Source organism: Stenotrophomonas sp. Ps181 (assembly GCF_025697425.1).
Classification (GTDB): Bacteria; Pseudomonadota; Gammaproteobacteria; order Xanthomonadales; family Xanthomonadaceae; genus Stenotrophomonas; species Stenotrophomonas sepilia.
In genome coordinates this window covers 619,339-643,343 of sequence record NZ_JAHWBI010000003.1, presented here as the reverse complement: position 1 = coordinate 643,343, position 24,005 = coordinate 619,339, and the positions used below count along the sequence as shown (strand labels likewise).

General features: G+C 67.6%; 20 protein-coding genes. 8 read left to right on the top strand and 12 right to left on the bottom strand.

Features of this window, described 5'->3' with window-relative positions:
- Nucleotides 1–38 precede the first annotated feature (38 nt).
- Entirely contained in the window at nt 39–1,325 is a 1,287-nt protein-coding gene (gene ptsJ, locus KXV01_RS09800; RefSeq protein WP_263467741.1) for a transcriptional regulator PtsJ, read from the top strand.
- A gap of 99 nt (nt 1,326–1,424) precedes the next feature.
- Here the strand turns inward: ptsJ and KXV01_RS09795 are convergent, their stop codons facing one another.
- From KXV01_RS09795 to KXV01_RS09765, 7 genes are all read right to left on the bottom strand, one after another.
- Entirely contained in the window at nt 1,425–1,931 is a 507-nt protein-coding gene (locus KXV01_RS09795) for a hypothetical protein (RefSeq protein ID WP_263467740.1), read from the bottom strand.
- 81 nt (nt 1,932–2,012) lie between these two features.
- The gene (locus tag KXV01_RS09790; RefSeq protein ID WP_099488306.1) at nt 2,013–5,123 is read right to left on the bottom strand and encodes an error-prone DNA polymerase; all 3,111 of its coding nucleotides are present in this window, start codon (nt 5,121–5,123) and stop codon (nt 2,013–2,015) included.
- A gap of 6 nt (nt 5,124–5,129) precedes the next feature.
- Entirely contained in the window at nt 5,130–6,539 is a 1,410-nt protein-coding gene (locus tag KXV01_RS09785) for a DNA polymerase Y family protein (protein ID WP_049414229.1), read from the bottom strand.
- Nucleotides 6,540–6,548: 9 nt separating this feature from the next.
- Nucleotides 6,549–7,163 (bottom strand): translesion DNA synthesis-associated protein ImuA, encoded by a 615-nt coding sequence (imuA, locus tag KXV01_RS09780; RefSeq protein ID WP_263467739.1) that lies wholly within the window; start codon nt 7,161–7,163, stop codon nt 6,549–6,551.
- 218 nt (nt 7,164–7,381) lie between these two features.
- Nucleotides 7,382–8,389 (bottom strand): cyclase family protein, encoded by a 1,008-nt coding sequence (locus tag KXV01_RS09775; protein ID WP_049414226.1) that lies wholly within the window; start codon nt 8,387–8,389, stop codon nt 7,382–7,384.
- Nucleotides 8,390–8,424: 35 nt separating this feature from the next.
- Complete coding sequence (locus KXV01_RS09770) at nt 8,425–9,075, bottom strand: DsbA family protein (protein ID WP_263467738.1); 651 nt, start codon at nt 9,073–9,075, stop codon at nt 8,425–8,427.
- 92 nt (nt 9,076–9,167) lie between these two features.
- Nucleotides 9,168–10,073, bottom strand: coding sequence for a LysR family transcriptional regulator (locus tag KXV01_RS09765; protein ID WP_099488300.1), 906 nt, complete (start codon nt 10,071–10,073; stop codon nt 9,168–9,170).
- A 172-nt stretch (nt 10,074–10,245) separates the two neighbouring features.
- Between KXV01_RS09765 and KXV01_RS09760 the strand changes: the two genes are divergently transcribed.
- A complete protein-coding gene (locus KXV01_RS09760; protein ID WP_111096577.1) occupies nt 10,246–11,136 on the top strand; it encodes a sterol desaturase family protein in 891 nt (296 codons plus the stop codon).
- A gap of 9 nt (nt 11,137–11,145) precedes the next feature.
- Here the strand turns inward: KXV01_RS09760 and KXV01_RS09755 are convergent, their stop codons facing one another.
- Both KXV01_RS09755 and KXV01_RS09750 read right to left on the bottom strand, forming a co-directional pair.
- A complete protein-coding gene (locus KXV01_RS09755) occupies nt 11,146–11,850 on the bottom strand; it encodes an AraC family transcriptional regulator (RefSeq protein WP_111096578.1) in 705 nt (234 codons plus the stop codon).
- 293 nt (nt 11,851–12,143) lie between these two features.
- A complete protein-coding gene (locus KXV01_RS09750) occupies nt 12,144–12,578 on the bottom strand; it encodes a glyoxalase/bleomycin resistance/dioxygenase family protein (RefSeq protein ID WP_049429041.1) in 435 nt (144 codons plus the stop codon).
- 338 nt (nt 12,579–12,916) lie between these two features.
- On the opposite strand from KXV01_RS09750, the gene KXV01_RS09745 reads away from it, so the two are divergent.
- A complete protein-coding gene (locus tag KXV01_RS09745; RefSeq protein ID WP_111096579.1) occupies nt 12,917–15,712 on the top strand; it encodes a glycoside hydrolase family 3 C-terminal domain-containing protein in 2,796 nt (931 codons plus the stop codon).
- Nucleotides 15,713–15,798: 86 nt separating this feature from the next.
- Here the strand turns inward: KXV01_RS09745 and KXV01_RS09740 are convergent, their stop codons facing one another.
- Nucleotides 15,799–16,704 carry a LysR family transcriptional regulator gene (locus KXV01_RS09740; RefSeq protein ID WP_049414558.1) on the bottom strand — a complete coding sequence of 302 codons (906 nt, stop codon included), beginning with the start codon at nt 16,702–16,704 and terminating at the stop codon, nt 15,799–15,801.
- A gap of 105 nt (nt 16,705–16,809) precedes the next feature.
- Here KXV01_RS09740 and KXV01_RS09735 point away from each other — a divergent pair, with 105 nt between their 5' ends.
- The 3 genes from KXV01_RS09735 (at nt 16,810) to KXV01_RS09725 (ending at nt 20,687) form a co-directional block, all read left to right on the top strand.
- Nucleotides 16,810–18,168 carry an MFS transporter gene (locus KXV01_RS09735; protein ID WP_111096580.1) on the top strand — a complete coding sequence of 453 codons (1,359 nt, stop codon included), beginning with the start codon at nt 16,810–16,812 and terminating at the stop codon, nt 18,166–18,168.
- Nucleotides 18,168–18,554, top strand: a complete 387-nt coding sequence (locus tag KXV01_RS09730) for a DUF4440 domain-containing protein (RefSeq protein ID WP_111096581.1) — start codon at nt 18,168–18,170, stop codon at nt 18,552–18,554. Before KXV01_RS09735 ends, KXV01_RS09730 begins: the two co-directional genes overlap by 1 nt.
- 222 nt (nt 18,555–18,776) lie before the next feature.
- Nucleotides 18,777–20,687 carry a CocE/NonD family hydrolase gene (locus KXV01_RS09725; protein ID WP_049414560.1) on the top strand — a complete coding sequence of 637 codons (1,911 nt, stop codon included), beginning with the start codon at nt 18,777–18,779 and terminating at the stop codon, nt 20,685–20,687.
- Between the two features lie 224 nt (nt 20,688–20,911).
- Here the strand turns inward: KXV01_RS09725 and KXV01_RS09720 are convergent, their stop codons facing one another.
- On the bottom strand, nt 20,912–21,865 hold the full coding sequence (locus KXV01_RS09720) for an AraC family transcriptional regulator (protein WP_049414561.1): 954 nt from the start codon (nt 21,863–21,865) through the stop codon (nt 20,912–20,914).
- A gap of 320 nt (nt 21,866–22,185) precedes the next feature.
- Here KXV01_RS09720 and KXV01_RS09715 point away from each other — a divergent pair, with 320 nt between their 5' ends.
- Together KXV01_RS09715 and KXV01_RS09710 are read left to right on the top strand one after the other, a co-directional pair.
- Nucleotides 22,186–22,944 carry an SDR family NAD(P)-dependent oxidoreductase gene (locus tag KXV01_RS09715; RefSeq protein ID WP_111096582.1) on the top strand — a complete coding sequence of 253 codons (759 nt, stop codon included), beginning with the start codon at nt 22,186–22,188 and terminating at the stop codon, nt 22,942–22,944.
- A gap of 129 nt (nt 22,945–23,073) precedes the next feature.
- The gene (locus KXV01_RS09710) at nt 23,074–23,523 is read left to right on the top strand and encodes an MgtC/SapB family protein (RefSeq protein ID WP_049422814.1); all 450 of its coding nucleotides are present in this window, start codon (nt 23,074–23,076) and stop codon (nt 23,521–23,523) included.
- Nucleotides 23,524–23,593: 70 nt separating this feature from the next.
- On the opposite strand, the gene KXV01_RS09705 is transcribed toward KXV01_RS09710, so the two are convergent.
- Entirely contained in the window at nt 23,594–23,986 is a 393-nt protein-coding gene (locus KXV01_RS09705) for a hypothetical protein (protein WP_049438364.1), read from the bottom strand.
- Nucleotides 23,987–24,005 lie beyond the last annotated feature (19 nt).

The window sequence follows — 24,005 nt, the reverse complement described above, 5'->3', positions numbered from 1 at the left end:
ACTGGCACAGGACAAGAATTATTTTGGCATAGGACAAAGTGAAAATCACCGGGCACAGCGCCGAGTCGATCTTCGACAGCATCCGTGATGGCATCGGCAAGGGCCGCCTGCCGGCCGGCAGCGTGTTGCCGCCGGTGCGCGAACTGGCCGATCAGCTGGGGGTCAATCGCAACACCGTGGCTGCTGCCTACAAGCGACTGGATGCGGCCGGCCTGGCCAGCACGGCGGGCCGCCGCGGCACGGTGGTGCGTGGCCTGCCGCCGCCGCTGGCGCGCGAGGGCAGTACGCCGGGGCTGGCGCTGCAGGACCTGGCCGGTGGCAACCCGGATCCGCGCCTGCTGCCGAACCTGCGCCTGACCCCGGCGGCGCCGCGGCTGTATGGCGTGGGTACGGTCGACACGAGGTTGCAGGCGCTGGCACGCGCCTCGCTGGATGCGGATTGCCCCGAGGGGTACGCGCTGGAGCTGACCCATGGCGCGGTCGATGGCATCGAGCGCCTGTTGGCGGCATGGCTGCTGCCGGGGGATCGCATCGCGGTGGAGGATCCATGCTTCCTCGGCAGCCTCAATGTGCTCAATGCCGTGGGCCATGCGCCGTTGCCGGTGACGGTGGATGCGCATGGCATGCAGGTTGAATCGCTGCGACAGGCGCTGGAGGCCGGTGCACGCGCGGTGCTGCTGACCCCGCGTGCGCACAACCCGACCGGGGCCAGCCTGGATGCGAAGCGGGCACGGGCGTTGCGCCAGTTGCTGGCGGCCTACCCGCAGGTGGCGCTGCTGGTCGACGATCATTACGCGCTGCTCTCGCAGCGGGCCTACCACTCGGTACTGCCGGTGGATGGCCGGCGCTGGGCGCTGCTGCGTTCGCTGTCCAAGCCGCTTGGCCCCGACCTGCGCCTGGCCTGGCTGGCCTGTGATGACGAGACCGCGATGCGGTTGCGGTTGCGGTTGGCGTCCGGCATCGGTTGGGTCAGTCATCTGCTGCAGGATGCCGCCACGTCGGTGCTGGCGTCGGCGCCGCAGCGGGCGAAGATCGCCTCGGCAGGCGAGCGGTACCAGCAGCGCCTGCAGTCGCTGCAGGAACTGCTGCGCGTGCGTGGCGTGCCGACGCCGTTGCCGATGGAGGGATTGAACCTGTGGCTGCCGTTGCCGGCCGACAGCCATCCACAGGTACTGGCGCTGGCTGCGCGCGGATGGCATGTGCGTGCTGGCGAAGTGTTTGCGGTGGCTGCACCAGGGCATGGCCTGCGCATCACCTGTGCGGCACTGGGGGCGGCGCAGCTGCGGCAGCTGGCCGATGACCTGGCGGCGGTGTGTGGGGCATAGCGCCCAGCCATGCTCGACGTTGCTTCGCCTTTGTAGAGCCGAGCCATGCTGGGCTGCTTCTACCAGCAGCCGAGCATGGCTCGGCACTACAGAAGCAGATCAGGGCGCGGCGTTGGCGCCGGGGCGCACGTAGTAGGACTGGCCACTGTCATCGACGAACATCAACTCCGGCTTGCCCTGCCAGGACGTGAGCATGGCGCCGGTATTGTTCTGGTGCTTGACCATCAGGCTGGCGCCACGGTCCGGGTTGGCGACGACCTTGAAGACTTCGGTGGTGCCGGTGGCATCGTCCAGAGTGAGCAGGGCTTCGCCCCCGCGGTCGCTGGTGCCATAACCGCCGCGCTCGGAACCGTCGGGGCCAAGCAGGATCAGGCCGGACAGCGCGGTTGCACGCGGTCCTTGGGTGCGGCCCTTGCTGAGGGGGGCCGGCACCGGCGCGCCGAGGATCAGCCGTGGTTGCCCAGTGCCATCGTGGATGACCAGGCCGCGCGCTTCGATGATCCGCTCAGGCGATTGGCTGCGATGCAGGCTCCAGGCGGTCCAGCCGGAAACGAGCAGGGCAAGGGTCGAGACCACCAGGGTGGTCAGCAGCAGCACACGGGGCATCGGGTCGTCCTTCCTTGGATAGGCCGACGATAGCGGATGCCGGCGGGCAAAGGCCAGTTCGTTGTGTGACGATGTGTATCGTCAGTGGAAATCGCGGCTGTGGCTGCGCAGTCCCTGCAGCAGCTCATCCAGGCAGTGCATGCGCTGCACGATGACATGCTGCACGCCATCAACGCGCTCCAGGCGGCCATCGATCTGCATCAGCTGGGTGTCGACCAGCACCCGGTGCTGGCGGTCGGCCAGGTGGCGCCAGACCACGGCGTTGACCATGCCGGTCTCGTCCTCGAGGGTGAGGAAAGTCACCCCGCTGGCGGTCTGTGGCCGCTGGCGCATGCGCACCAGTCCGGCGATGCGCACACGGCGGCCGTGGCCGTGCCCGGCCAGCTGTGCGGCATCCAGGCAGCCACGGCTGCGCAGCTGCGCGCGCAGGAACGAGATCGGGTGGCGGCCGAGGGTGGTGCCCGTGCTGCGGTAGTCGGCCTGCATGTCCTCCCAGGCGCTGGGCAGTGGCAGGGGCACGCGGGCTTCGGCAGTGGCACGGGCCTGGTCGAACAGCGGCAGCCGGTTCTCTACGCCCGAGATATCCCAGCGTGCACGATGGCGATGGCCGCTGAGCCCGCGCAGTGCCCCGGCATCGGCCAGCAGGCCCTGCTGGCGGCGGTCCAGCGCGGTGCGCTGGCACAGGTCGCCGACGTCGTCGAACGGGCGCCGCGCGCGCTCGCGCATGATGGCCTGCACGGCACCTTCGTTGCAGCCGTCGATCAGGCGCAGGCCCAGGCGGATCGCCGCCGGCCCCCTGCTGAAGTCCAGCGTGCAGTCCCAGTCGCTGTGGCGTACGTCCACGGGAAGAACGGTAATGCCATGCCGCCGCGCGTCCTGCAGCAGCTGGTCGGGGCTGTAGAAACCCAGCGGCTGGCTGTTGATCAGGCTGGCAGTGAATGCGGCCGGGTGGTGGCACTTCAGCCAGCAGCTGTTATAGGTCAGCAGGGCGAAGCTGGCGGCGTGGCTTTCCGGGAAGCCGTAATCGCCGAAGCCCTTGATCTGCTCGAACAGGTGCTCGCCGTATTCGCGACTGAAGCCGTTCTCCAGCATGCCGGCCAACAGCTTCTCGCGATGCGGTTCCAGCCCGCCACGACGTTTCCAGGCGGCCATCGAACGGCGCAGGGCATCGGCCTGGCCAGGCGTGTAGCCGGCGGCTTCGACCGCCAGCTGCATCACCTGTTCCTGGAACAATGGCACGCCCAGCGTACGCGCGAACACGCGTTCCAGCTGCGGTGGGTAGAGCGGATTGTCCGGATCGTTCAGTGCCTCCGGGCCCTGTTCGCGCAGGATCCGCCGCCGCTCCAGGTAGGGATGCACCATGTCGCCCTGGATCGGTCCGGGGCGCACGATCGCCACTTCGATCACCAGGTCATAGAACGTGCGCGGCTGCATGCGCGGCAGCATCGCCATCTGTGCGCGCGATTCGATCTGGAACACGCCGATGGTATCGGCGGCGCAGATCATGTCGAAGGTCTTCGCATCCTTGGGCGGGATGGCGTCCATGCGCCCTTCGTGCAGGCCATGCTGTTTCAGCATCGCCAGGCACTTGCGGATGGCCGTAAGCATGCCCAATGCCAGGCAGTCGACCTTCATCAGGCCGGTGGCATCCAGGTCATCCTTGTCCCACTGGATGACGGTGCGGTCGGCCATCGCCGCGTTCTCCACCGGTACCAGGGTCGACAGTGGATGCTCGGAAATCACGAAACCGCCCGGGTGCTGCGACAGGTGGCGCGGGAAATCGATCAGCTCTGCGGTGAGTGCCAGCAGGCGCCGCATCAACGGCGTGTCCGGATCGAAACCGCGCTCGCGCAGGGTTTCCGGCAATGGGATGTTGCCGCCCCAGTGGTCCATCGCCGCGCCCAGTTCGTTGACCTGGTCCATCGGCAGGCCCAGTGCGCGGGCCACGTCGCGGATCGCGCTGCGGCCACGGTAGCTGATCGCCACCGCGGTCAGTGCGGCGCGCTCGCGGCCGTAGCGCTTGAACACGTACTGCAGCACCTCCTCGCGACGCTCGTGCTCGAAGTCGATGTCGATATCCGGCGGTTCGTCGCGCTCGGCGGAGATGAAGCGCTCGAACAGCAGGTTGCTGCGTGCCGGGTCGATCTCGGTCACGCCCAGCACGAAGCACACCGCTGAGTTGGCCGCTGAGCCACGGCCCTGGCAGAGGATGTCCTGGCTGCGCGCAAAGCGCACGATGTCCTGCACGGTGAGGAAGTAGGAGGCGTAGTTCTTCTGCTTGATCAGCGCCAGTTCGTGCTCGATCTGCGTGCGTTGCTTCGCTTCGATGCCGCCTTTCCAGCGCCACCGGATGCCGCGCTCGACCAGCACGCGCAGCCAGCTGTCCGGATCGTGTCCTTCGGGCACCAGCTCGCGCGGATAGGTGTACTGCAGCTGTTCCAGGGTGAAGTGGCAGCGTTCGGCGATGCGCAGGGTTTCAGCCAGCAGTTCGGGCGGATACAGCTGGGCCAGCGCGGTACGCGGGCGCAGGTGGCGCTCGCCATTGGGAAACAGGCGCCAGCCGGCCTCGGCCACGCTGCAGCGGTGGCGGATCGCGGTCAGTGTGTCCTGCAGGGCACGGCGGCGGCGCACGTGCATGTGCACATCGCCACTGGCGACCAGGGGCAGGCGGTGGCGTTCGCCGAAGGCCCGCAGCTGCTGCAGGCGGCGTGCGTCATCGTGTTCGCGGTGCAGTTCCACCGCCAGCCACAGCCGGTCATCGAAGCCGGTGCGCAGCAACTCGAGATCGGTGGCGGATGGCTGCCGGTCCAGCCACAGGCACAACAAACCGTCGGGCAGGCCGAGCAGATCGTCGCGCAGGCAGCGGTACTCGCCCTTGGCAGCCCGCCGCCGACAGGTCGTGATCAACTGGCACAGCCCGGCATAGGCGGTCTGGTCGGTGCACAGCAGGGCCAGCTTCGGCCCGTCCTCGACCTGGAATTCGGCGCCGACGATCAGTGCCACGCCATGTGCCTTCGCTGCCTGCCAGGCGCGCACGATGCCGGCCAGCGAGCATTCGTCGGTGATCGCCAACGCGCGGTAGCCCTGGCCCGCGGCGCGCGCGAACAACTCTTCGGCGATCGAAGCACCGCGCTGGAAACTGAAGGCCGACAGGCAGTGCAGTTCGGCGTAGCCGGGCAGTTCGCTGTGCATGGCGGCTCAGCCGAACCAGCCGTGCAGCATCCACGGCGCATGCGGATCGTTGCGCGCGCGGAAGGCCCAGCCGCGCTGGCCATGCGCGGTTTCCACCACGTAGTAGTCGCGGCGCGCATCAGCCTGGTCCCACCAGCCCGATTCGATCCGCTCCGGCCCGGCGATGATGCGCAGGCGCGGGTCACGCAGCGGCTGTGGAGCGTCCAGCAGCCAACCGGGGCGCAGTGGCCAGTATGCCGGTGGCCTGGCCGCTGGCTGGGTGCCGCTGGCACGTTCGGGACGATGGTCGGCCTGCACTGCCAGCGGCTGCACGGCATCATCGCCGAGCCGCGCGCGCAGGCGCTCACGCAGCTGGTTCCACGGCATCGCCTGCGCCGGACGGGTATCGAACAGGTCACGCGCGGCGGGTACGAACGGCGGCAGCTGTTCGGCCTGCAGGCGTAGTGCGCGGCTGCCGGCCGGCAGGGCGAACGCTTCCATGCGGTTGCGTGCGATCTCGAACAGCAGCGTGGGATCGCGCTCGGGCGCCAACAGGCCGATGGTCAGCACGCTGGCCGGCAACAGGTCATGCTCGAAATGCAGGTCGAAGCGCTGCACGCCGCCATCGCGCGAGCACAGGAAGGCGGCCAGGTCGAGCAGCAGGCGGCGCAGCGGGAACAGCAGGGCCTGGCTGGATTCGATCTCGTATTCGAATTCGATGCGCGCATCGAAACGGTCCGGTGGCTGGTAGTAGCGCAATGGCGCGGTGGGCAGCCCGCGCAATGCATCCAGCTGCTGCAGGACCTCGGGGGCGAAGCGCCGGGCCAGGCTGTCGCGCGGCAGCTTGAGCACCGCGCCCAACGTGCGCAGGCCGGAACGGCCAAGCACCGTCACCGCCTCGCTGGGCAGGCCACAGCGCGCCAGAGGCAGCTGCGCCAGCGCCGCCGGCAGCTGCTGCGCATCAAGGCCGAGGCCATCGTGGACGTTGGCCAGCACGCGCGCGGCATGTGGGGTAGGCGCGGCCACCAGGCGGTGGCGGAAGCCGAGTTCGTGCAGTTCGTTGCGCAGGCGCTGCTGGATCGTCAGCCAGTCACCGAACAGGGCGCGGCTGGCACCGATTTCCAGCACCAGCGCATGCGGAAAATCGAGGCTGACCTGCGAGCTGTAGGCATAGGCCCAGCTGGCCAGCAGATGCCGGGTGTGCTGTTCAGCATTGGGGTCGTAGTCGTGCAGGTGCATGTCCTGCACCAGTACCTGTGCAGCCGACAGCAGCATGCCCGGGCGCAGCCCTGCTGCACGTGCCGACGGGCTGACCGCGCGCAGCACGCGACGCTGCGCCGGCCCCTGCAGCAGTACCAATGGCCGCTGTGGGTCGGGCTGCAGGCGCAGCACGCTGTCCAGCGCCAACTGCGGCAACAACAGGCAGGCCCAGTGCATGGCGCGTCCTCAGTGGGCGATGGCCAGCGGCAACGGTTGTGCCGGCGGCAGGCCGCCACGGCACTTCAGCACCCGCACCTGGCCGTGGTCGAGCTGCAGGCGCAGGCTGGCCGGGGAGGGATTGCGCGCGGCTTGCGCCTCGCGGAACACGAAGCCCAGGCACTGGCCGCTGTCGGCGGCCACCTGCAGGCGGCGCAGGGCGCGGTCGTCGGCTTGATGCGGCCAGCACAGTACCGCCGCGCAGGCCGCAGAGCGCAGGCATTGTTCGGCGGCCCACAGTGCCTGCTTCGGCGCGGCGTGGATGATCTGCAACTGGCCCAGGTCCAGCCCGGCGGCGGCCCAGGCCGGGGCATGCGGACGGTAGGGCGGAGCGACCAGGACGATCGGGCGGTCGCGCTGGCTCAGCCTGGCCAGTGCCGGCCATACCAGCGCCAGTTCGCCAACGCCCGGCGCCGCCTGCAGCACCTCGCACAGTCCGCTGGCCGGCCAGCCGCCGCTGGGCAGGCGTGCGTCCAGCGCCGGGTGGCCGCTGGCCAGATGGTCGCTGGCTGGGCCCTGGCGGGCCGGACCGCGCCACAGCTGGCGCCCGTCCAGCAGCCGGTCGAGGGCAACGACCGCACCCATCAGCCGATCCTCCCGGGGAGGCGCCGGGTGGGCTGGAAACGGCAGGAACGGGCGGAAACGGCGGGCATGGCGCGAGTATCGACGGGCCGGTATCAGGGGCTGAGACCAGACATGCTACTCGCGTTGTAAGTAGAATTACTAATGAAATCCGAGGGCCGGGTTTCAGGTTGCTGAAGGGGGTAGGAGTGCCGGCCAAGGTCGGCACCCACAGGATGCGGTTACGGGTGGACCGGCAACGCCACCGGGCGCAGGGGCGCGGCATCGCCACCGCGGATCTTCAGCGGGCCGCCGATGAAGGCGAATTCGTAGACCTTGTCGCGGGCCAGTTCGTCCAGCGCCACCAGCTCGATGATCGGCGCACCCTGCTGGGCCAGCAGGTAGGTGTGCAGCGGCACGTAGTCGTCGGACACCTCCGAGGGGAAGGTCTCGAAGCTGAGGTTGTCGGCGCCGACGATCATCGCGCCGCTGTCCTCCACCAGGAAGCGCGCCGCATCCAGGCCCATGCCCGGCGGGTTGGCCATGTAGGCCCTGGGCTGCTGGAACAGGCGCATGCGGCCGGTGCGGATCAGCACCACGTCGCCCTGCTGCAGTTTCACCTTCTGGCGTGCCAGCGCATCCTTCAGGTCCTGGCGAGTGACGCGATAGCTGTCCGGCAGCATGTCCACGCCCTTGGCGGCGGCCACGTCGATCAGCACGCCACGCGCGATCAGCGGCGGGAACTTCTCGATGCCGGTGACATTCCAGCCACGATCGCCGAGATGCTTGTCGGCCTCGAAGCCGTTCCAGATCTTCCCGTGGATGCCGAAGTGGTTCAGCGCATCGATGTGGGTGCCGGTGTGGCTGTACATCGAGAACGCGGTGCCGGTGTAGCTGCGGGTGAGGTTCATGGTCTCGCCCACGCCCATCGGGTCGTCCATCACCGTGCCGCGCGGGGTGTGGGTCATCCAGAACTGGTAGTGCGGGTCGCCGGCATCCTGCCAGCTGGGCATGCCGACGTAGTATTCGGTGGCCAGGTCATAGGCCTTGCCGCCGCTGACCCGCGACAGGATCGCCGCACGCGAGGCGTCGGTGATCAGGTTGAGGCGGCCGATCTCGTCCTTCGGCCCCCAGGGGCTGGTGCCGACCTGCTGGCCGGAGGGAACGCGTTCGTGCGCGGATACGGTGGTGGAAGCCGCAGTGGCGGCCAGCAGCAGGGCCAGCGCGGTGGACAGGGTACGTGGGGTCATGGGGAAATCTCCTTGCAGAGTGGGGAGGGTGCGGCTCAGGCCGCGACCAGGGACGCCAGGGCCTGGCGCAGGTGTGGCAGCGGCAGGGTCTGCAGGCGCAGGCCGTTGCCGCCGATCACGGTGGGGATGGACCGGATGCCGAGCGCGGCAGCTTCGGCGCGATCGGCCTGCACGCGCTGGCGCACTGTGTCGCTGCGCATGTGGTCAGCGAAGGTGCCGCGTGGATGGCCCAGCGATTCGGCAATATCCAGCAGCACTTCGGCATCGCCGATGTTGCGGTGCTGGTGCAGGTGCGCCCATTGCACCGCGTCGAACATCGCGCCATGGGCATCGTTGCCACCGATCAGTCCTGCGGCCTGGCAGGCCAGTGCGCCGAGCCAGCCGGAGGGATACTCGAAGTCCTGTGCGCGCATGCCTTCGATATCGATGCGCGCGGTGTCTTCATGCGCGGCGCAGTCGGTCCAGTGACGCAGGATGATCGCCTTGGCGCGCGCCATCGAACCGAACACCTCGACCATCTGCGCGCGCGAGTCCTGCAGCACGAAGCTGCGGTGGCGCACCTGGATGCCGAGTTCGGCGGAGACCTTCTGCAGGCGCGGGGCCAGCACGAAGCACCAGCCGCAGACCACGTCGTGGAAGAAATCGACCACCGGCGCTGCGGTGGCGGGGAAAGGAACGGAAGACATCTGCCTGCCATCGGTGAGAGAGGAGGCGGCAGAGTAGGCAGCGTGGCATGGCCGAAACAGCACGCTGCGGGCAGCTCAGTTTTCGCTGGCGGTTACGAATCCAGGCCGGCGCAGCCGGGCAGCTCGGTGTGCAGGAAGTCGATGAAGGCACGCACCTTGGGCTGCAGGTGGCGCGAGGTGGGGTAGACCGCATGCACGAAGCGCGGCGGATAGCGATGGTCGGGCAGCACCTGCTGCAGTTCGCCACGGGCCAGTGCGGGTGCCGCCAGGAACGAGGGCAGGGCGCCGATGCCCATGCCGGCCACCAGCAGGTCGCGCAGCAGCAGGCTGTTGTTGACGGTCACGCGCGCTGGCAAGGTGATCGTCACCTGGCCATCGGGGCCGAGCAACGGCCAGCTGCCCGGTGAGTCGGACAGGCTGTAGGCCAGTACGCTGTGCGCCTGCAGATCGTCCACCGCCTGCGGTGCCGGATGCTGCCGCAGGTAGGACGGGGCAGCGCACAGCACCTGCTGCAGCGACGCCAGCCGGCGTGCCACCAGGCGTGAATCATCCAGTTCGGCACGCAGCCGCAACGACACATCGAAACCCTCACCGACCGCGTCGAGCAGGCGGTCTTCCATCACCAGGTCCAGCGACAGCTGCGGATGCTGCTGCAGGAAGCGTGGCAGCAGCGGCGACAGCGTGCTCAGCGCGAACGACTGCGGCGCGTTCACGCGCAGGCGCCCGGCCACGTCGCTGCGCTGTTCGGCGATGCCGCGTTCCAGCGCCTCCAGTTCGTCGAGCAGGCGGCAGCATTCGCGGTAATAGGCGTGGCCGGTCTCGGTCAGGCTCATGCGCCGCGTGGTCCGCTGCAGCAGTACCACGCCCAGATGCGCTTCCAGCGTGCGCAGCTGTTTGCTGAGCCCGGCCGGCGACATGCTCAGGTCTTCGGCGGCACGGGCCAGCCCACCGCGTTCGACGATGCGGCGGAAGGCACGCATCAGGTTGAAGGAATCCATGCCGGCCCCGGGCGCGATGAGGGCGCCATTGTAGAGCCGCGCCGTGCGTGGATGTGGGAAACGCGGTGCCCACCAAGGTGGGCCTCTGGCAGCGGCACGGGTTGCGCCGTTTGTTCAAGCCCGTAACCCGCATCCCGCGCCAGCATGCAGGCCCTCACTTCCCGGGTTGCCCATGAAACACTGGATCCTCCGCCTGTATGCCCCGTTGTTCCTGCTGGGGTTCGTTGCCACTGCCGTCGTCTGGGTCGGCCACTGCCATGGCGATCCGTTGTGGCTGCTGGCCCTGCTGGCGATCGCCAGCGCGGTCTCGTTCGTCGCCGAGCGCGCCTGGCCGTATGACTCTGCGTTCAACCACGACCATGGCGACCGTGTGCGTGACGCCCTGCACGCGCTGGTCAACGAGGGCCTGAACCTGTTGTCGATCGCGGCGGTGCCGCTGCTGGCGGCGATCATTCCGTGGCAGGTCTGGCCGCTGCAGTGGCCGTTCGCGCTGCAGGTACTGGTGGCGATCATCGCTGCCGATCTCGGCATCACCCTGGTGCACTACGCAAGCCATCGCATCGGCTGGTTGTGGCGGCTGCATGCGGTGCATCACAGCGTGACCCGCATGTACGGTTTCAACGGGCTGATGAAACACCCGCTGCACCAGGCGGCCGAAGCGGTGGGCGGTGTGCTGCCGCTGCTGCTGTTGGGCCTGCCGATGCCGGTGGCGGCGGTGCTGGCGTTTGCCATCGCCATCCAGCTGCTGCTGCAGCACTCCAACGTGGACATGCGCCCTGGCGTGCTGGGCCGGGTGATGGCGTGGGCGCCGCTGCATCGCTTCCACCACATGCGTTACGGCACCGCCGGCGACGTCAACTTCGGCCTGTTCCTGACCGTCTGGGATCACCTGCTGGGGACCGCCTTCGATGCGCCCGGTTATCGGCTGCAGCAATGCGATCTCGGCATCGGCAGCCAACCGGACTATCCACGCGATTACGCGGGGCAGCTGCTGGCGCCGTTCCGCGAACTACCGCATGGCGAGGTGCCGGAGCTGCCGGAAGGCCTGCGCAGGCGCGAATGATCGAACATGTCAGGCCGCGTGCAGCTGCAGGCCCTGCAGCTGCGCGGCACCGATGCCGAACATGCGGCGCAGGCTGCGCGAGAGATGGGCCAGATCGGCGAATCCAGCGGCATGCGCACTGTCGGTCAGGTTGTGCCCGCGCAGATGATGCGTGAGCGCAGTGCGCAGCCGTTGCCACAGCACCCAGCCGCGCAGGGTCACCGCCAGCTCGGACTGGAAGCGCCGATGCAGCTGGCTGGTCGACAGATGCGCGGCTTCGGCGATGTCGGCAGCCGGCACCGGGCCAGGCAGGTGCTGGGCGATACGGGCCAACGCCGCCTGCACGCGGCGGTCCAGCGGTTGCGGGCGGCTCAGCCGTGGCAGCCAATCGCGCAGCTCCAGCGCGTTGCCCGGCAGCGCGTGCAGATGCTGCTGGATCTGGGTGGGATCGGCGTGGGCAGGTTCGAGGAACACCGTGCAGCCTGCTTCCGGTGCCGACAGGATCGCGTGCGGCTGGAACGAAGGCAGCCATAGCCGTTGGCCCTGCTGCCGTACGCCATCGACTTCGATCTGCCAGGGCGTATCGTCGCTCAGCAGCAGTTGATGGGCGTAGTGCGCATGCGAAGCGCTGTCACCGGCATGGCCGTGCAGCACGGCGGCGTGCGCATCCAGCAGCAACGTGCCGTTCCAGGGCAGGGCGGGGGAGGACATGGAGGGATTGTAGATCCACGCCATGCGTGGATGAATCTCAATCGAAATCGATTATTTCGACAATGAAACGAAGAGCATCCACGCATGGCGTGGATCTACTGCAGGTCGCGAGAGACTGTCGAAGGCGGGGTGGGGCCGGTTGCGGGGGCGTGAGCGCCATGGATGGCGTGACCTAGCTTACATGGACGTACTTGCAGCGCCCCCCGCAGCCGGACCCACCCCGCCTACCTGCAGGAACCCAGCTTTTGCTGTTGCTCTGGTTTTTGACGTTGATGTCGCCTCTGCGGGTGCCGGGCGCAGCCCGGCCGTGCGCCCCCTCACCGCCCCTGCGGATCAGGCCGGTGATGCACGTACTCGACCACCGTGCCATCGGGATGCACTGCATTGAACGCCGCCCCGGTCGGGACCACCTGCAATGGGAAAATGATCTCGGCGCCGGCGGCGACCAGCTTGTCGTGATAAGGCCGAACGTCATCGACCAGCAGTGTCCCCGTGGTCGAGGTGAACGGCGCCAGCGCCGCCTCGCTGCCCTCGATCAACAGGAACGCACCGACCATGGCCAGGCGCAGCCCGGCCTCCGGAAACGGAAAGCCCGCATCGGCCACCACGCCCTGCAACTGCTCGTAGAACGCCACGCTGCGTTCCAGCTCACCGGGGGCCACGAACACCCGGATCAGCACGCGCGGCGCACGCTGGCTGGAGGTATCACAGCGGTCACGCCAGAGATGGTCGAAGTCGCGATGGACAGTCATGGGCTCGGTTCGTGGCCTGGGACCTTCATTATCGGCAGCCCAGCGCGGCCCGCTGATGACCGCCGGTGATGGCCTGATAACTGCAGGCAGGGATCGCCCCTGTGACTTAGGTCCTGTTGACAGGCGTGAACGCCCTCGCACAATCTTCACAGGATTGGGTCGCCCTGCGCGGCCCGGGCAGGCAGGTTGTCACGCCGGGAGGAGGGTCCCGCGCGCAGACCGGCCCGTCCTTCGGCCTGCGGGGTGTTGCCTAGCAACCCCTGCGCGGCATGAACGCTGCACCCTTCGGCGGCACTTTCCCTGGACCGATTGCCTTGGCAACGGAATTACGCCCGTCGATGAAAACGTTTACAAAGCCGCTTGCACTGTCCCTGGCCCTGTCTGCCGCACTGGCCGCTCCGGCGTGGGCCGACCCTGCCGCGTTCACCGTGCTGACCCTGGAACAGGCCCCGACCGCCGAGGCGATGCCGGCCCTGGCCGCCCAGCTGAAGAGCCTGCAGGTGGACGCGGTGAGCGTGCGCCAGGTGCAGCGCGGTATTGGCCAGGTCGATCCGCTGCAGGTGCTGGCCGATGGACTGGGTTACGAATACCGCTTCGTTGCTGCGGGCAAGGACGATGGCCAGACCCAGCGCGGCCAGGCCGTGCTGACCCGGCTGCCGATTGCTGCCGAATCCGGCCCCGACCAGCCGGGCCTGAACTACCTGCGCCTGGACGATGGCCGCCACACTGTGGCGGTCTATACCGATGCCGGCGCAGGTGCCGCGCAGCTGCCGGCGCTGGTCACCCGTTCGCGGCTGGGTGCGCCGGCGGTGCTGCTCGGCGCGGTGGCCGGTGAATCGGCCAAGGCCGCAGGCTTCGATCCGGCGCGTGTGGCGCTGGAAGCCGATGCCAGCTACTTCAGCGACGGTTTCCAGGCCGCCAGCAGCGCACCATTCAAGGTGGAGGGCAGCAGCCTGCGCGCCACCCTGCTGACACTGGCCTATGCCGCCGACAAGCACGGCGAAAAGCCATGGATGGACACCGCCCTCAACGCTGATGCGCGCGCCGCGCTGCTGCTGAAGGCGATGACCGAGGATGAGAAGTTCCAGATGCTGCACAGCTACTTCGGGCTGGGCAAGGACGGTGGCCCACTGCCGGAAGGTGCGGTCGGTTCGGCCGGTTTCGTGCCGGGCGTGCCGCGCCTGGGCATTCCGTCGCAGCAGTCGGCCGATGCTGGCGTGGGCGTGACCAATCCGGGCGGCATCCGCCCGGGCGACTTCGCCACGGCAATGCCCTCAGGCCCGTCCACCGCCTCCAGCTGGAACCGCGAAGTCGCCTTCGCCGGTGGCGCGACCATGGGCCGCGAAGCCTGGCAGCAGCGCTTCAACATCCTGCTGTCGGGCAGCGTCAACCTGCAGCGCGACCCGCGCAACGGCCGCAACTTCGAATATGCCGGTGAGGACCCGCTGCTGGCCGGATCGATGGTCGGCGCGCTGATCCAGGGCGTGCAGAGCCAGCACGTGATCTCCTCGATGAAGCACTTCGCGCTGAACGACATGGAGACCCGGCGCAACTTCCACGACGTGCGCATCGGCGAACAGGCCATGCACGAGTCGGACCTGCTGGCCTTCGAGATCGCGCTCGAAGCCGGCCGCCCGGGTGTAGCGATGTGCTCGTACAACAAGATCAACGGCACCTACGGTTGCGAGAACGGCTACCTGATGAACCAGGTGCTGAAGCAGGAATGGAAATTCCCCGGTTTCGTGATGTCCGACTGGGGCGGCGTGCACAGCGGCTCGAAGGCGGCGCTGGCCGGCCTGGACCAGCAGTCGGCCGGTGAAGTGTTCGATGCGGCGGTGTTCTTCGACGAACCGCTGCGCCTGGCCGTGCATGGCGGCGTGGTGCCGCAGGCGCGCCTGAATGACATGGTCACGCGCATCCTGCGCACGATGTTCCTGCACGGCAACTTCGACAACCCGCCGCAGCACCAGAAGGTGGATGCCGAGGCCGGCTTCGCCGTGGCCCAGCGCACGGTGGAAGAGGGCAGCGTGCTGCTGCGCAATGAAGGCAACCTGTTGCCGCTGGCCGACAGCGTGAAGCGCATCGTCATCATCGGTGGCCACGCCGACAAGGGCGTGATCGGTGGCGGTGGTTCGTCGATGGTGGGCGTGACCGCCAAGGGCACCAACGCGGTGCCGGGCGTGCTGCCGACCACCTGGCCGGGCCCGGTGATCTTCCACCCGTCCTCGCCGCTGGAATCGCTGCGTGCGGCGCGTCCGGACGCGACCATCGAGTACGTGGACGGCACCAACGCCGCCGCAGCGGCCAGGGCCGCCGCACAGGCCGACGTGGCCATCGTGTTCGCCACTCAGTGGGCCGCCGAATCGGTGGACCTGCCGGACATGCAGCTGCCGGACAATCAGGACGCACTGATCTCGGCGGTGGCCAAGGCCAACCCGAAGACCGTGCTGGTGCTGGAAACCAATGGCCCGGTGCGCACCCCTTGGCTGGCGCAGGTGCCAGCGATGCTGCAGGCCTGGTACCCGGGCATCCGCGGCGGCGAAGGCATCGCCGCGCTGCTGACCGGTCAGGTCAATCCGTCCGGCCGCCTGCCGGTGACCTGGGTGACGGACGAATCGCAGCTGCCGCGCCCGCATATCGACGGTCTCGGCTTCAAGCCGGCCAAGCCGTTCGGAGATGTGTTCGATTTCGATATCGAAGGTGCCAACGTCGGCTACAAGTGGATGGCGGCCAGGGGCCTGACCCCGACCTTCGCCTTCGGCCATGGCCTGTCCTACACCTCGTTCGCCTATGAGAACCTGAAGGTGAGCGTGGAAGGCTCGCGCCTGGTCGCCAGCGTCGACATCCGCAATACCGGCAAGCGGGCCGGCGCCGATGTGGCCCAGCTGTACCTGAAGCTGCCGGCCGGCAGCACCACGCCGATCCGCCTGATCGGCTACGACAAGGTGAACCTGCAGCCGGGCGAACAGCGCCGCATCCGCATCGAAGCCGAGCCGAAGACGCTGGCCCACTACGATGCGCAGGCGCGCCAGTGGAAGATCCACGGCGGCACCTACCAGGTGCAGCTGTCGCGCAATGCGGCCGAGCCGCTGCAGAGCGTGGACGTGCAGCTGGTGGAGCAGGTGCTGCGCTGATGCCTGACGACACGGCCCGCACAGGGCCGTGTCCGTTCGTGGCGTTCCTGTAGAGCCGAGCCCACGCTCGGCTGATGAACTCGGCTCTACAAAGGTGCGGTGCCAAACCACCCGCGCAGGAAATCGATCAGCTGCCGCACCTTCGGTGAAGGCTGCGAACTGTGCGGATAGACCGCGTACACGCTCTGCTGCGGGAAACGGTGTTGGCGCAGTACTGGCCGCAGCCGGTCCTGGGCCAGGTCGTCCTCGATCAGCCAACGTGGAAGCACGGTGACCCCGGCGCCGGCCACGGCGAAAGCGCGCAGGCTGCTGGCACCATCTACGCGCACCACGGCATTGCCCGGATTAGTGGCGAAAAGCGCGTCGCTGCCATCGGGGGCAACCACCGGCACGTCGGCCAGGCGTGGGTAGCCCAGGCGGGGCAGGGTGCCCAGCTGCACGGGGTCATCGGCCGCATCGGCAGAGGGCAGGCGTGCCAGCAGGGACGGAGCCGCCACCGCGCACAGTGGATGGCGTTCCAGCTCGCTGGCATGCAGCCCTGAATCCGGCAGGCGGCCGAGGCGGATCGCCAGGTCGAAGCGTTCGGGAATCAGGTCGGCCGGTGCCGGTGAGGTCGACAGGTGCAGCTGCAGGGCCGGGTGCCGCGCACGGAAGGCCTCCAACGCAGGAATCAAGCGTAGCTGGGCGTACTCCGGCGTGGTGGTCAGGCGCAGCACGCCCTGCAGCTGATGCTGGTCGCGGCGCGCGGCATCGATCGCTGCCTGTGCGGCATCCAGTGCCTGCACGCAGTGTTGCAGGAACTGTTCCCCGGCCTCGGTCAGGGCCAGGTGGCGGGTGCTGCGCAGCAGCAGGGTCACGCCCAGCTCCTGCTCCAGCCGCTTCAGGTTGAAGCTGACCACCGCGCGGCTGAGGCCGAGGCGATCGGCCGCAGCGGTCAGGCTGCCGGCCTCGACCACGGCGCGGAAGATATCGAAGCGATCGAGGCTGACCATGGCAATTCATTGTCAAAGTGGATTTGACAGTGTTGCAGTTGCTGTCGTGTTTTTCCAACAAGGCCCGCACGGCATGCTGGCCGCTTCCCTGCTGGAGCGCCGCCGATGCCGTCCCCCCGCCTGCGCCATGAGGCGATCTTCCTGCTGGTATTCGCTCTGGATCTGGTCAACATGTTCGTCGCCACGGTGGCCTATCCGGCATTGGCAGCGGAGCTGCACGCCGACATCAGCACCCTGGCCTGGGTGGGCACCGCCTACATGCTGGGTCTGAGCGTGGTGATTCCGCTGGCGCCGTGGCTGGCCGCGCGCTGGGGTGAGCGTCGCCTGCTGCTGGTGGCGTTGCTGCTGTTCGCGGTTGCCGCTGCGCTGGCCGGCGCAGCACCGGGTATTGGCTGGCTGCTGAGCTGGCGCCTGCTGCAGGGCCTGGCCGGTGGCCTGCTGATTCCGGTGGCACAGGCGGCGGCCTACCGACAGTGCACGACCGGGCAGCGTGGTGCGCTGACCCGGCGCATCCTGCTGGTTGCGCTGCTGGTACCAGCACTGGCGCCCGCGCTCGGTGGGCTGCTGGTGCAGTGGTTGTCCTGGCGCGGTGTGCTCTGGGCCAGCCTGCCGCTGGCCGTGGTGGCGATTGGACTGGTGCTGGCGTGGATGCCGGCCGATGGCGCGCGCAGTGCGCCGCGCCTGCAGGCCTATGCGCTGTCCACCGCGATGCTGGCGCTGGGCGCGCTGCTGCTGGCGCTGACCTGGCTGGGCGAATCGGGACATCGCGGTGCAGGTGCCGTGTTGCTGCTGGCCGCGCTGTTGCTGGCGGCGACGCACCTGCGGCATGCATGTCGGCAGGCGCAGCCACTGCTGCGCTGGTCGTTGCTGTCCCATCGCGGGCTGCGGCTGGCGATGCTGGTGTATCTCGCCGTACCCGGTGTGTTCATTGGCAGCCAACTGGTCAGTACCCTGCAATTGCACCACGCCGGTTACAGCGCGGCACGCATCGGCGCGCTGATGCTGCCCTGGGCGCTGGCTGCGGCCATCGCGATCATGGCCAGCAAGCGCCTGCTGGCTCGCTTCGGTCCGGCCGCGGTACTGCGCGTCGGCATGCTCCTGCAGGCCAGTGGCCTGTTGTTGATGGCGCTGCTGCCACAGCCGGCCTTCGTGCTGGCCGGATTGTTGTTCGCGCTGACGGGCGCCGGCGGCAGCCTGTGCAGCAGCACCGCGCAGACGCTGGCCTTCCAGGGTGTGGAAGGTGAGGCGTTGGGCGATGCCAGTGCACTCTGGAACCTCAACCGCCAGCTCAGCTTCTGCCTCGGCACCGCCGCTATCGCACTGCTGCTGGCATTGGCCATGCAATGGCTGCCGGCCAACGCCACCCGCGTGGCATTGGGGCTGGCCGCCCTGCTGACCCTGCTGCCGATGGCATTGCTGCGCAGGTCGCAGAGGATCACCTTTCAGCAACCGGAGAACACCTGATGGACACCACCGCAGAACATGAAATCCACTGCCTGCATGACAAGCTGCAGGCCTGGTTCCGGGCCGAGGTTGATGCGGATGCGCTGGATGATCTGATGACGCATTTCTGCAGGGACTTCAGCATGGTCGGCATCGCTGGACGCCGATTGGATCGGCAGTCCGTGCAGGCGTTGTTCGCCGGTGGTCACGGGGCGCGCCCCGGGCTGCGGATTTCCATCGACGCCGTGCAGGCGGTGGATGCGCCGATGCCGCTGGCGGTGCTGCGCTATCGCGAAGGGCATTCGATCGATGACGGCCAGCCCGCGTGGCGCGAATCGCTGGCGGTGCTGAGGCAGGAAGAGGGTCGCTGGCGCTGGCTGGCGCTGCATGAGGTGGTGGTGGCCTGACCGGGTAGTGCCGGCCGCTGGCCGGCAACTTCATGATCCTGGGGCGCGTTACGCGGTTGCCGGCCAGCGGCCGGCACAACCGTTCGCCGGCGAGCGCAGCGGCACCGCAGGCACATGTGCCATCAGTCCTGCCTGCATCCACCGAAGAATGCAAAGTCTGCACACACTTCACGGCGCCAGGCAGGAGTAGGCTTGAGGCTTTCCTGCCGGGAGGGGTTGTCCATGCGTGTGCGTGCCGTCGCTGTAGCCATTGCCCTTTGCCTGTCCAGCACCGTGCTGGCCGCCGATACCCCGCCGATGACCCCGGATATCAGCGGCAAGCCGTTCGTTGCCCCGGATGTCGGTCGCGACTACGACAAGCGCGTGGTGATGGTGCCGATGCGTGATGGCACCAAGCTGTACACGGTGATCGTGGTGCCCAAGGGCGCCCGCAATGCGCCGATTCTGCTGACCCGGACCCCCTATGATGCTGCCGGTCGCGCCAGCCGCAGTGATTCGCCGCGCATGCGCGACCTGTTGCCGCAGGGTGACGAGGTGTTTGTCGACGGCGGCTACATCCGCGTGTTCCAGGATATCCGCGGCAAGTATGGCTCCGAGGGCGATTACGTGATGACCCGGCCGCTGCGCGGGCCATTGAACAACACCAAAGTCGACCATTCCACCGACGCCTGGGACACCATCGACTGGCTGGTGAAGAACGTGCCGGAGAGCAATGGCAAGGTCGGCATGCTCGGTTCGTCGTACGAGGGTTTCACCGTGGTGATGGCGCTGACCGACCCGCACCCGGCACTGAAGGTGGCCGCACCGCAGAGCCCGATGGTCGATGGCTGGATGGGTGACGACTGGCTCAACTACGGTGCGTTCCGCCAGGTCAACTTCAACTATTTCGCCATGCAGACCGAGAAGCGCGGCAAGGGTACGCCGCTGCCCAGCCTCGGCTACGACGACTACAGCACCTTCCTGCGTATCGGCTCGGCAGGCGACTACGCGCGTTTCACCGGCGTGGACCAGTTGACCTGGTGGAAGAAGCTGGTCGAGCATCCGGCCTATGACGGCTTCTGGCAGGGCCAGGCGCTGGACGCGGTGATGGCAAAGACACCGCTGAAGGTGCCGACCATGTGGCTGCAGGGCCTGTGGGACCAGGAGGACATGTGGGGTGCCAACCACGCCTACCAGGCGATGGAAGGACGCGATAGCGGCAACAACCGCAATTACCTGGTGATGGGCCCGTGGCGACACAGCCAGGTGAACTACAGCGGCAGCGAACTGGGTGCGCTGAAGTTCGACGGCGATACCGCGCTGCAGTTCCGCCGCGACGTGCTCAAGCCCTTCTTCGACCAGTACCTGGTGGATGGCGCGCCGAAGGCCGATACGCCACCGGTGCTGATCTACAACACCGGCGAAAACCACTGGGACCGCTTGAAGGGTTGGCCGCGCAGCTGCGACAAGGGTTGTGCCGCCAGCAGCAAGCCGCTGTACCTGCGCGCCGGCGGCAAGCTGGCGTTCCAGGCACCGGCAGCGGGCGAGGGTGATTTCGAGGAATACGTGTCCGACCCGGCCAAGCCGGTGCCCTTCGTGCCGCGCCCGGTCCGCTTCGGCGACCGCGACATGTGGACCACCTGGCTGGTCAAGGACCAGCGCTTCGTCGATGGGCGCCCGGACGTGCTGACCTTCATCACCGAACCGCTGACCGCGCCGCTGCGCATCGGCGGCACGCCGGTGGTTCACCTGCAGGCCTCGACCAGTGGCACCGACAGCGACTGGGTGGTGAAGCTGATCGACGTGTATCCGGACCAGGAAGCGTCCACGCCGGAGATGGGTGGCTACGAGCTGCCGGTGTCGCTGGCGATCTTCCGTGGCCGCTACCGCGAGAGCTTCAGCGATCCGAAGCCGCTGGCCGCCAACCAGGTGCTGCCGTATCGCTTCGATCTGCCCAACGCCAACCATACGTTCCAGAAGGGCCACCGGGTGATGGTGCAGGTGCAGTCCAGCCTGTTCCCGCTGTACGACCGCAATCCGCAGACCTACGTGCCGAACATCTACCTGGCCAAGCCAGGCGATTACCAGAAGGCCACGCAGCGCGTGTGGCACAGCGCTGCGCAGGCCAGCTACATCGATCTGCCGGTGTATTGAGGCGGAGAGGATGACGCCGGGCATAGCCCGGCAGCACGTGGTAGTGCCGGCCGCTGGCCGGCATCCGCGATGGCGCAGGAGCCTGTCGACCAAGGTCGACACCTACCAGGGCTGAGCCATGGCAGGTGGATCCAGGCGGGTGTGGTAGTGCCGGCCGCTGGCCGGCATCCGCAATGGCGCAGGAGCCTGTCGACCAAGGTCGACACCTACCAGGGCCCGGGCCTTCAGCCCACCTTCGACGGGCCCGTGCGCCAGCGGCTGGGGACCAGGCCGAAGCGCTTGCGGAACGCGGCGGCGAAGTTGCTGGGGTGGCGGTAGCCGCTGGCGGCGGCAGCCTGCTCGACGGTCCATCCGTTTTCGCGCAGGCCCTGTTCGGCATGGCGCATGCGCTGCTCATGCAGGTAGTCGAACACCGAGCTTCCGTATTGCTGGGCAAAATGGCGACGCAAGGAGCTCGGACTCATACAGGCCAGCTGGGCCAGTTCGATCAGGCTGTGGGCATGGCTGGGGTCGTCATGCAGGTAGCTGCGCACGCGCTCCAGCCGCTCGCGCTGGCCGGCGCGCAGCGTGCGTACATGCTCGGTCTGCATATCCTGGGCCTGCAGGCCGACGGCCAACACCTGCAGGGCCACGCCTTCGCGCCACAGCGCATCGATGTCGTCCTGCCAGGGGCTGTCGAACAGTTGGGCGAGCGTCGGCAGCATCGCGTGCGGAATGGCCCAGTGGCGGCACTGCAGAGGGGACTGAAGGATCCGTTGCAGTGCCGGCAGGCGCAGCATGTCCACGTCCAGATCGGCCGGTACGCTCAAGCTGACTCCGCGCAGGTGGCTGCCACCAGGATGCAGACCGGCCATGGAAACAGGTTCATGGTGACTGGTGGTCATGCCTGTGCCGGCGCGCAGGGTGAAGCCCTTGCGACGAGGAAACTGGACATCCACTTCGCCCTGCAGCATCAGGCGGATGGTCAGGCCGGCATCGTGCACAGCGGTTGCCGTATAGGTAAAGCGGTTGTGCACGTCCGAGGCTATCAGGCCCAGGCCACCGCGCAGTGACTGTTCGTGGACGTCGCCACGCCCTGCCCATTGGTCGTCGCGCAGTTCACTCCCTTCGATCCGGTAGTCGTAGCCATGGCGTTCGCCGAACTGGCGGTAATCAGCAAAAGTGAAATATCGGGACATCGCTCTGCGCAAACACAGGTTGAATTGAAGGTGTCGAAGAATCTGGAAGCGTTTCCCATTGTCGCCGCGATTCGCGTGCTTTTGACTTCAATAAGGTCAAAGCGATTGGCGATTACGGCCAAAGTGAAAATGTCGACGAACATACGCCGGCGTTTTGCACGCATGTCCGTACGTAATTCCATACATAAACTGCAGTTGAGGTTTCATGGCTGGAACGATCTGAAGATGCGATGTCAGTCCGGCCATCACGGGCGCGCGCGTAGGGTGGGTCGGTTGGCTGTTGCAGGCCACTTCGATAACCCCACCGATGGAGAATGGAGATGATTGATTACCAGTTGACCGGCAAGACCGCGATCGTGACCGGAGGCGTATCGGGCATCGGCCTGGCCGTGGCCCAGACGCTGGCCGCATCCGGTGCCCGTATTTCGGTCTGGGACCTCAAGCAGGATGCAGTGGATGCCACCGTGGCGCAGTTGCGCAGCACCGGCGCACAGGCCATCGGCATCGCGCTGGACGTCACCGACGACGCGGCGGTGCAGGCAGCGGTGCAGCGCACGATCAAGGAACTCGACGGCCTGCACGTGGCGGTCAACAACGCCGGCATCAGCGGGCCGGCCGCCGCCAGCGGTGACTATCCTATCGATGGCTGGCAGCGCGTGATCGATGTCAACCTCACCAGCGTGTTCCTGTGCCAGCGTGCGCAGATCCAGGCCATGCGCGCGGCCGGCACGGGCGGCAGCATCATCAACATGGCCTCGATCCTGGGCCAGGTGGGCTATGCCGGCTCCACCGCGTATGTGGCGGCCAAGCACGGCGTGGTCGGGCTGAGCCAGACCGCAGCGTGGGAACATGCGGCTGACGGCATCCGTGTCAACGCTGTGGGGCCGGGCTTCATCAGCACGCCACTGCTGGAGAGGATGGACCCGAAGGTGCGCGCCACGCTGGAAGGGCGGCACGCGTTGAAGCGGCTGGGTACGCCGGAGGAAGTGGCCGCGTTGGTAGCCTGGCTGGCCAGCGACGATGCCTCGTTCGCGACCGGCACGTACTACGCCATCGACGGTGGCTACCTCGCGCAGTGATGCGCTGAACGCGGGTTACGGCGTCGCCGGGCATCGCCCGGCGCTACCGGGTGAACGCACTGTGGGGTGGCCTTCACCTCTGTGCCACGCATTCCACGCGACGCTCAGGGAAATTCCCGGAGCCTGCCCATGGAACTTACCCAGGATGTCTCGATCCTGCTGCGCGTAGCCGCAGCGATGCTGTTCGGCGGTGTGCTCGGTGTCGAGCGGGAAATGGGCAAGCACGCCGCCGGCCTGCGAACGCACATGTTGATCGCCGGGGCCGCCGCGTTGATCGTCGGTCTCGGCGACTCGGTGGCCGAACATTTCCAGCAGGAGCGTTACCGCGACCTGTTGCAGGTCGATCCGGTACGCCTGATTGAAGCGGTGGTGGCCTGCGTCGGCTTCGTGGCCGCCGGCACCATCCTGCGCGGCTCACGCGAGGACCAGGTCAGCGGCCTGACCACGGCCAGTTCGCTGATCATGGCAGCGGCCATCGGCATCGCGGTGGGGATCAGCAAGTACGTGATCGCGATCGGGGTCAGCGTGCTGTGCGTGCTGGTGCTGGCGGTGATGCGGCGGTTGGAGAAGAAGATCTGAGGCGTTGAGGGGATGGGATCATAGTCTCTACGGGTGATCTGACCGTGATTGCAAGGCGGAGTTGAAGCAGTCAGGTCTTCTGCGGAGCGTTGCGCTGCAGGATGGCCAGTGCTCTGGCCAACATCTGGTCAGGAACACCCGTCGTAGCGCCGTACAGATCTGCGATTCCCACTTCAACGCACGAACAGATCAGGTCGTTCAACTCCTCGTGCTTGTCCGTGGCGATCTGCCCCAACAGAGATGGCGGCAATGGATCACCTCGACCCGCGATCTGGAGCTCTGAGCCTGCCTGATCCCAGCTTGGCAATGCCATGGCTTCGCCCGCATCCGGATATGCGCGCAGATGGGCGATGAGTGCATCCAATCCTGCGTGATCAAGCCGGTTCGCCTCAGCGTAGTTGGCAAGGCAGTCAGCTGCCTGCCGCTGCATGGACTGCAGGTCGCGGGTGGGGGCGGGTGTCATTCGTGTACCAGAGGTGGGG

Bases quoted from the DNA above. Each gene is read 5' to 3' on its own strand.
- KXV01_RS09795 (WP_263467740.1), bottom strand. From the start codon at position 1,931: ATGCCCCGTGTGCTGCTGCTGACCACCCTGGTGGTCTCGACCCTTGCC.
- KXV01_RS09790 (WP_099488306.1), bottom strand. From the start codon at position 5,123: ATGCACAGCGAACTGCCCGGCTACGCCGAACTGCACTGCCTGTCGGCC.
- KXV01_RS09785 (WP_049414229.1), bottom strand. From the start codon at position 6,539: ATGCACTGGGCCTGCCTGTTGTTGCCGCAGTTGGCGCTGGACAGCGTG.
- imuA (WP_263467739.1), bottom strand. From the start codon at position 7,163: ATGGGTGCGGTCGTTGCCCTCGACCGGCTGCTGGACGGGCGCCAGCTG.
- KXV01_RS09775 (WP_049414226.1), bottom strand. From the start codon at position 8,389: ATGACCCCACGTACCCTGTCCACCGCGCTGGCCCTGCTGCTGGCCGCC.
- KXV01_RS09770 (WP_263467738.1), bottom strand. From the start codon at position 9,075: ATGTCTTCCGTTCCTTTCCCCGCCACCGCAGCGCCGGTGGTCGATTTC.
- KXV01_RS09765 (WP_099488300.1), bottom strand. From the start codon at position 10,073: ATGGATTCCTTCAACCTGATGCGTGCCTTCCGCCGCATCGTCGAACGC.
- KXV01_RS09760 (WP_111096577.1), top strand. From the start codon at position 10,246: ATGAAACACTGGATCCTCCGCCTGTATGCCCCGTTGTTCCTGCTGGGG.
- KXV01_RS09755 (WP_111096578.1), bottom strand. From the start codon at position 11,850: ATGGCGTGGATCTACAATCCCTCCATGTCCTCCCCCGCCCTGCCCTGG.
- KXV01_RS09750 (WP_049429041.1), bottom strand. From the start codon at position 12,578: ATGACTGTCCATCGCGACTTCGACCATCTCTGGCGTGACCGCTGTGAT.
- KXV01_RS09745 (WP_111096579.1), top strand. From the start codon at position 12,917: ATGAAAACGTTTACAAAGCCGCTTGCACTGTCCCTGGCCCTGTCTGCC.
- KXV01_RS09740 (WP_049414558.1), bottom strand. From the start codon at position 16,704: ATGGTCAGCCTCGATCGCTTCGATATCTTCCGCGCCGTGGTCGAGGCC.
- KXV01_RS09735 (WP_111096580.1), top strand. From the start codon at position 16,810: ATGCCGTCCCCCCGCCTGCGCCATGAGGCGATCTTCCTGCTGGTATTC.
- KXV01_RS09730 (WP_111096581.1), top strand. From the start codon at position 18,168: ATGGACACCACCGCAGAACATGAAATCCACTGCCTGCATGACAAGCTG.
- KXV01_RS09725 (WP_049414560.1), top strand. From the start codon at position 18,777: ATGCGTGTGCGTGCCGTCGCTGTAGCCATTGCCCTTTGCCTGTCCAGC.
- KXV01_RS09720 (WP_049414561.1), bottom strand. From the start codon at position 21,865: ATGTCCCGATATTTCACTTTTGCTGATTACCGCCAGTTCGGCGAACGC.
- KXV01_RS09715 (WP_111096582.1), top strand. From the start codon at position 22,186: ATGATTGATTACCAGTTGACCGGCAAGACCGCGATCGTGACCGGAGGC.
- KXV01_RS09710 (WP_049422814.1), top strand. From the start codon at position 23,074: ATGGAACTTACCCAGGATGTCTCGATCCTGCTGCGCGTAGCCGCAGCG.
- KXV01_RS09705 (WP_049438364.1), bottom strand. From the start codon at position 23,986: ATGACACCCGCCCCCACCCGCGACCTGCAGTCCATGCAGCGGCAGGCA.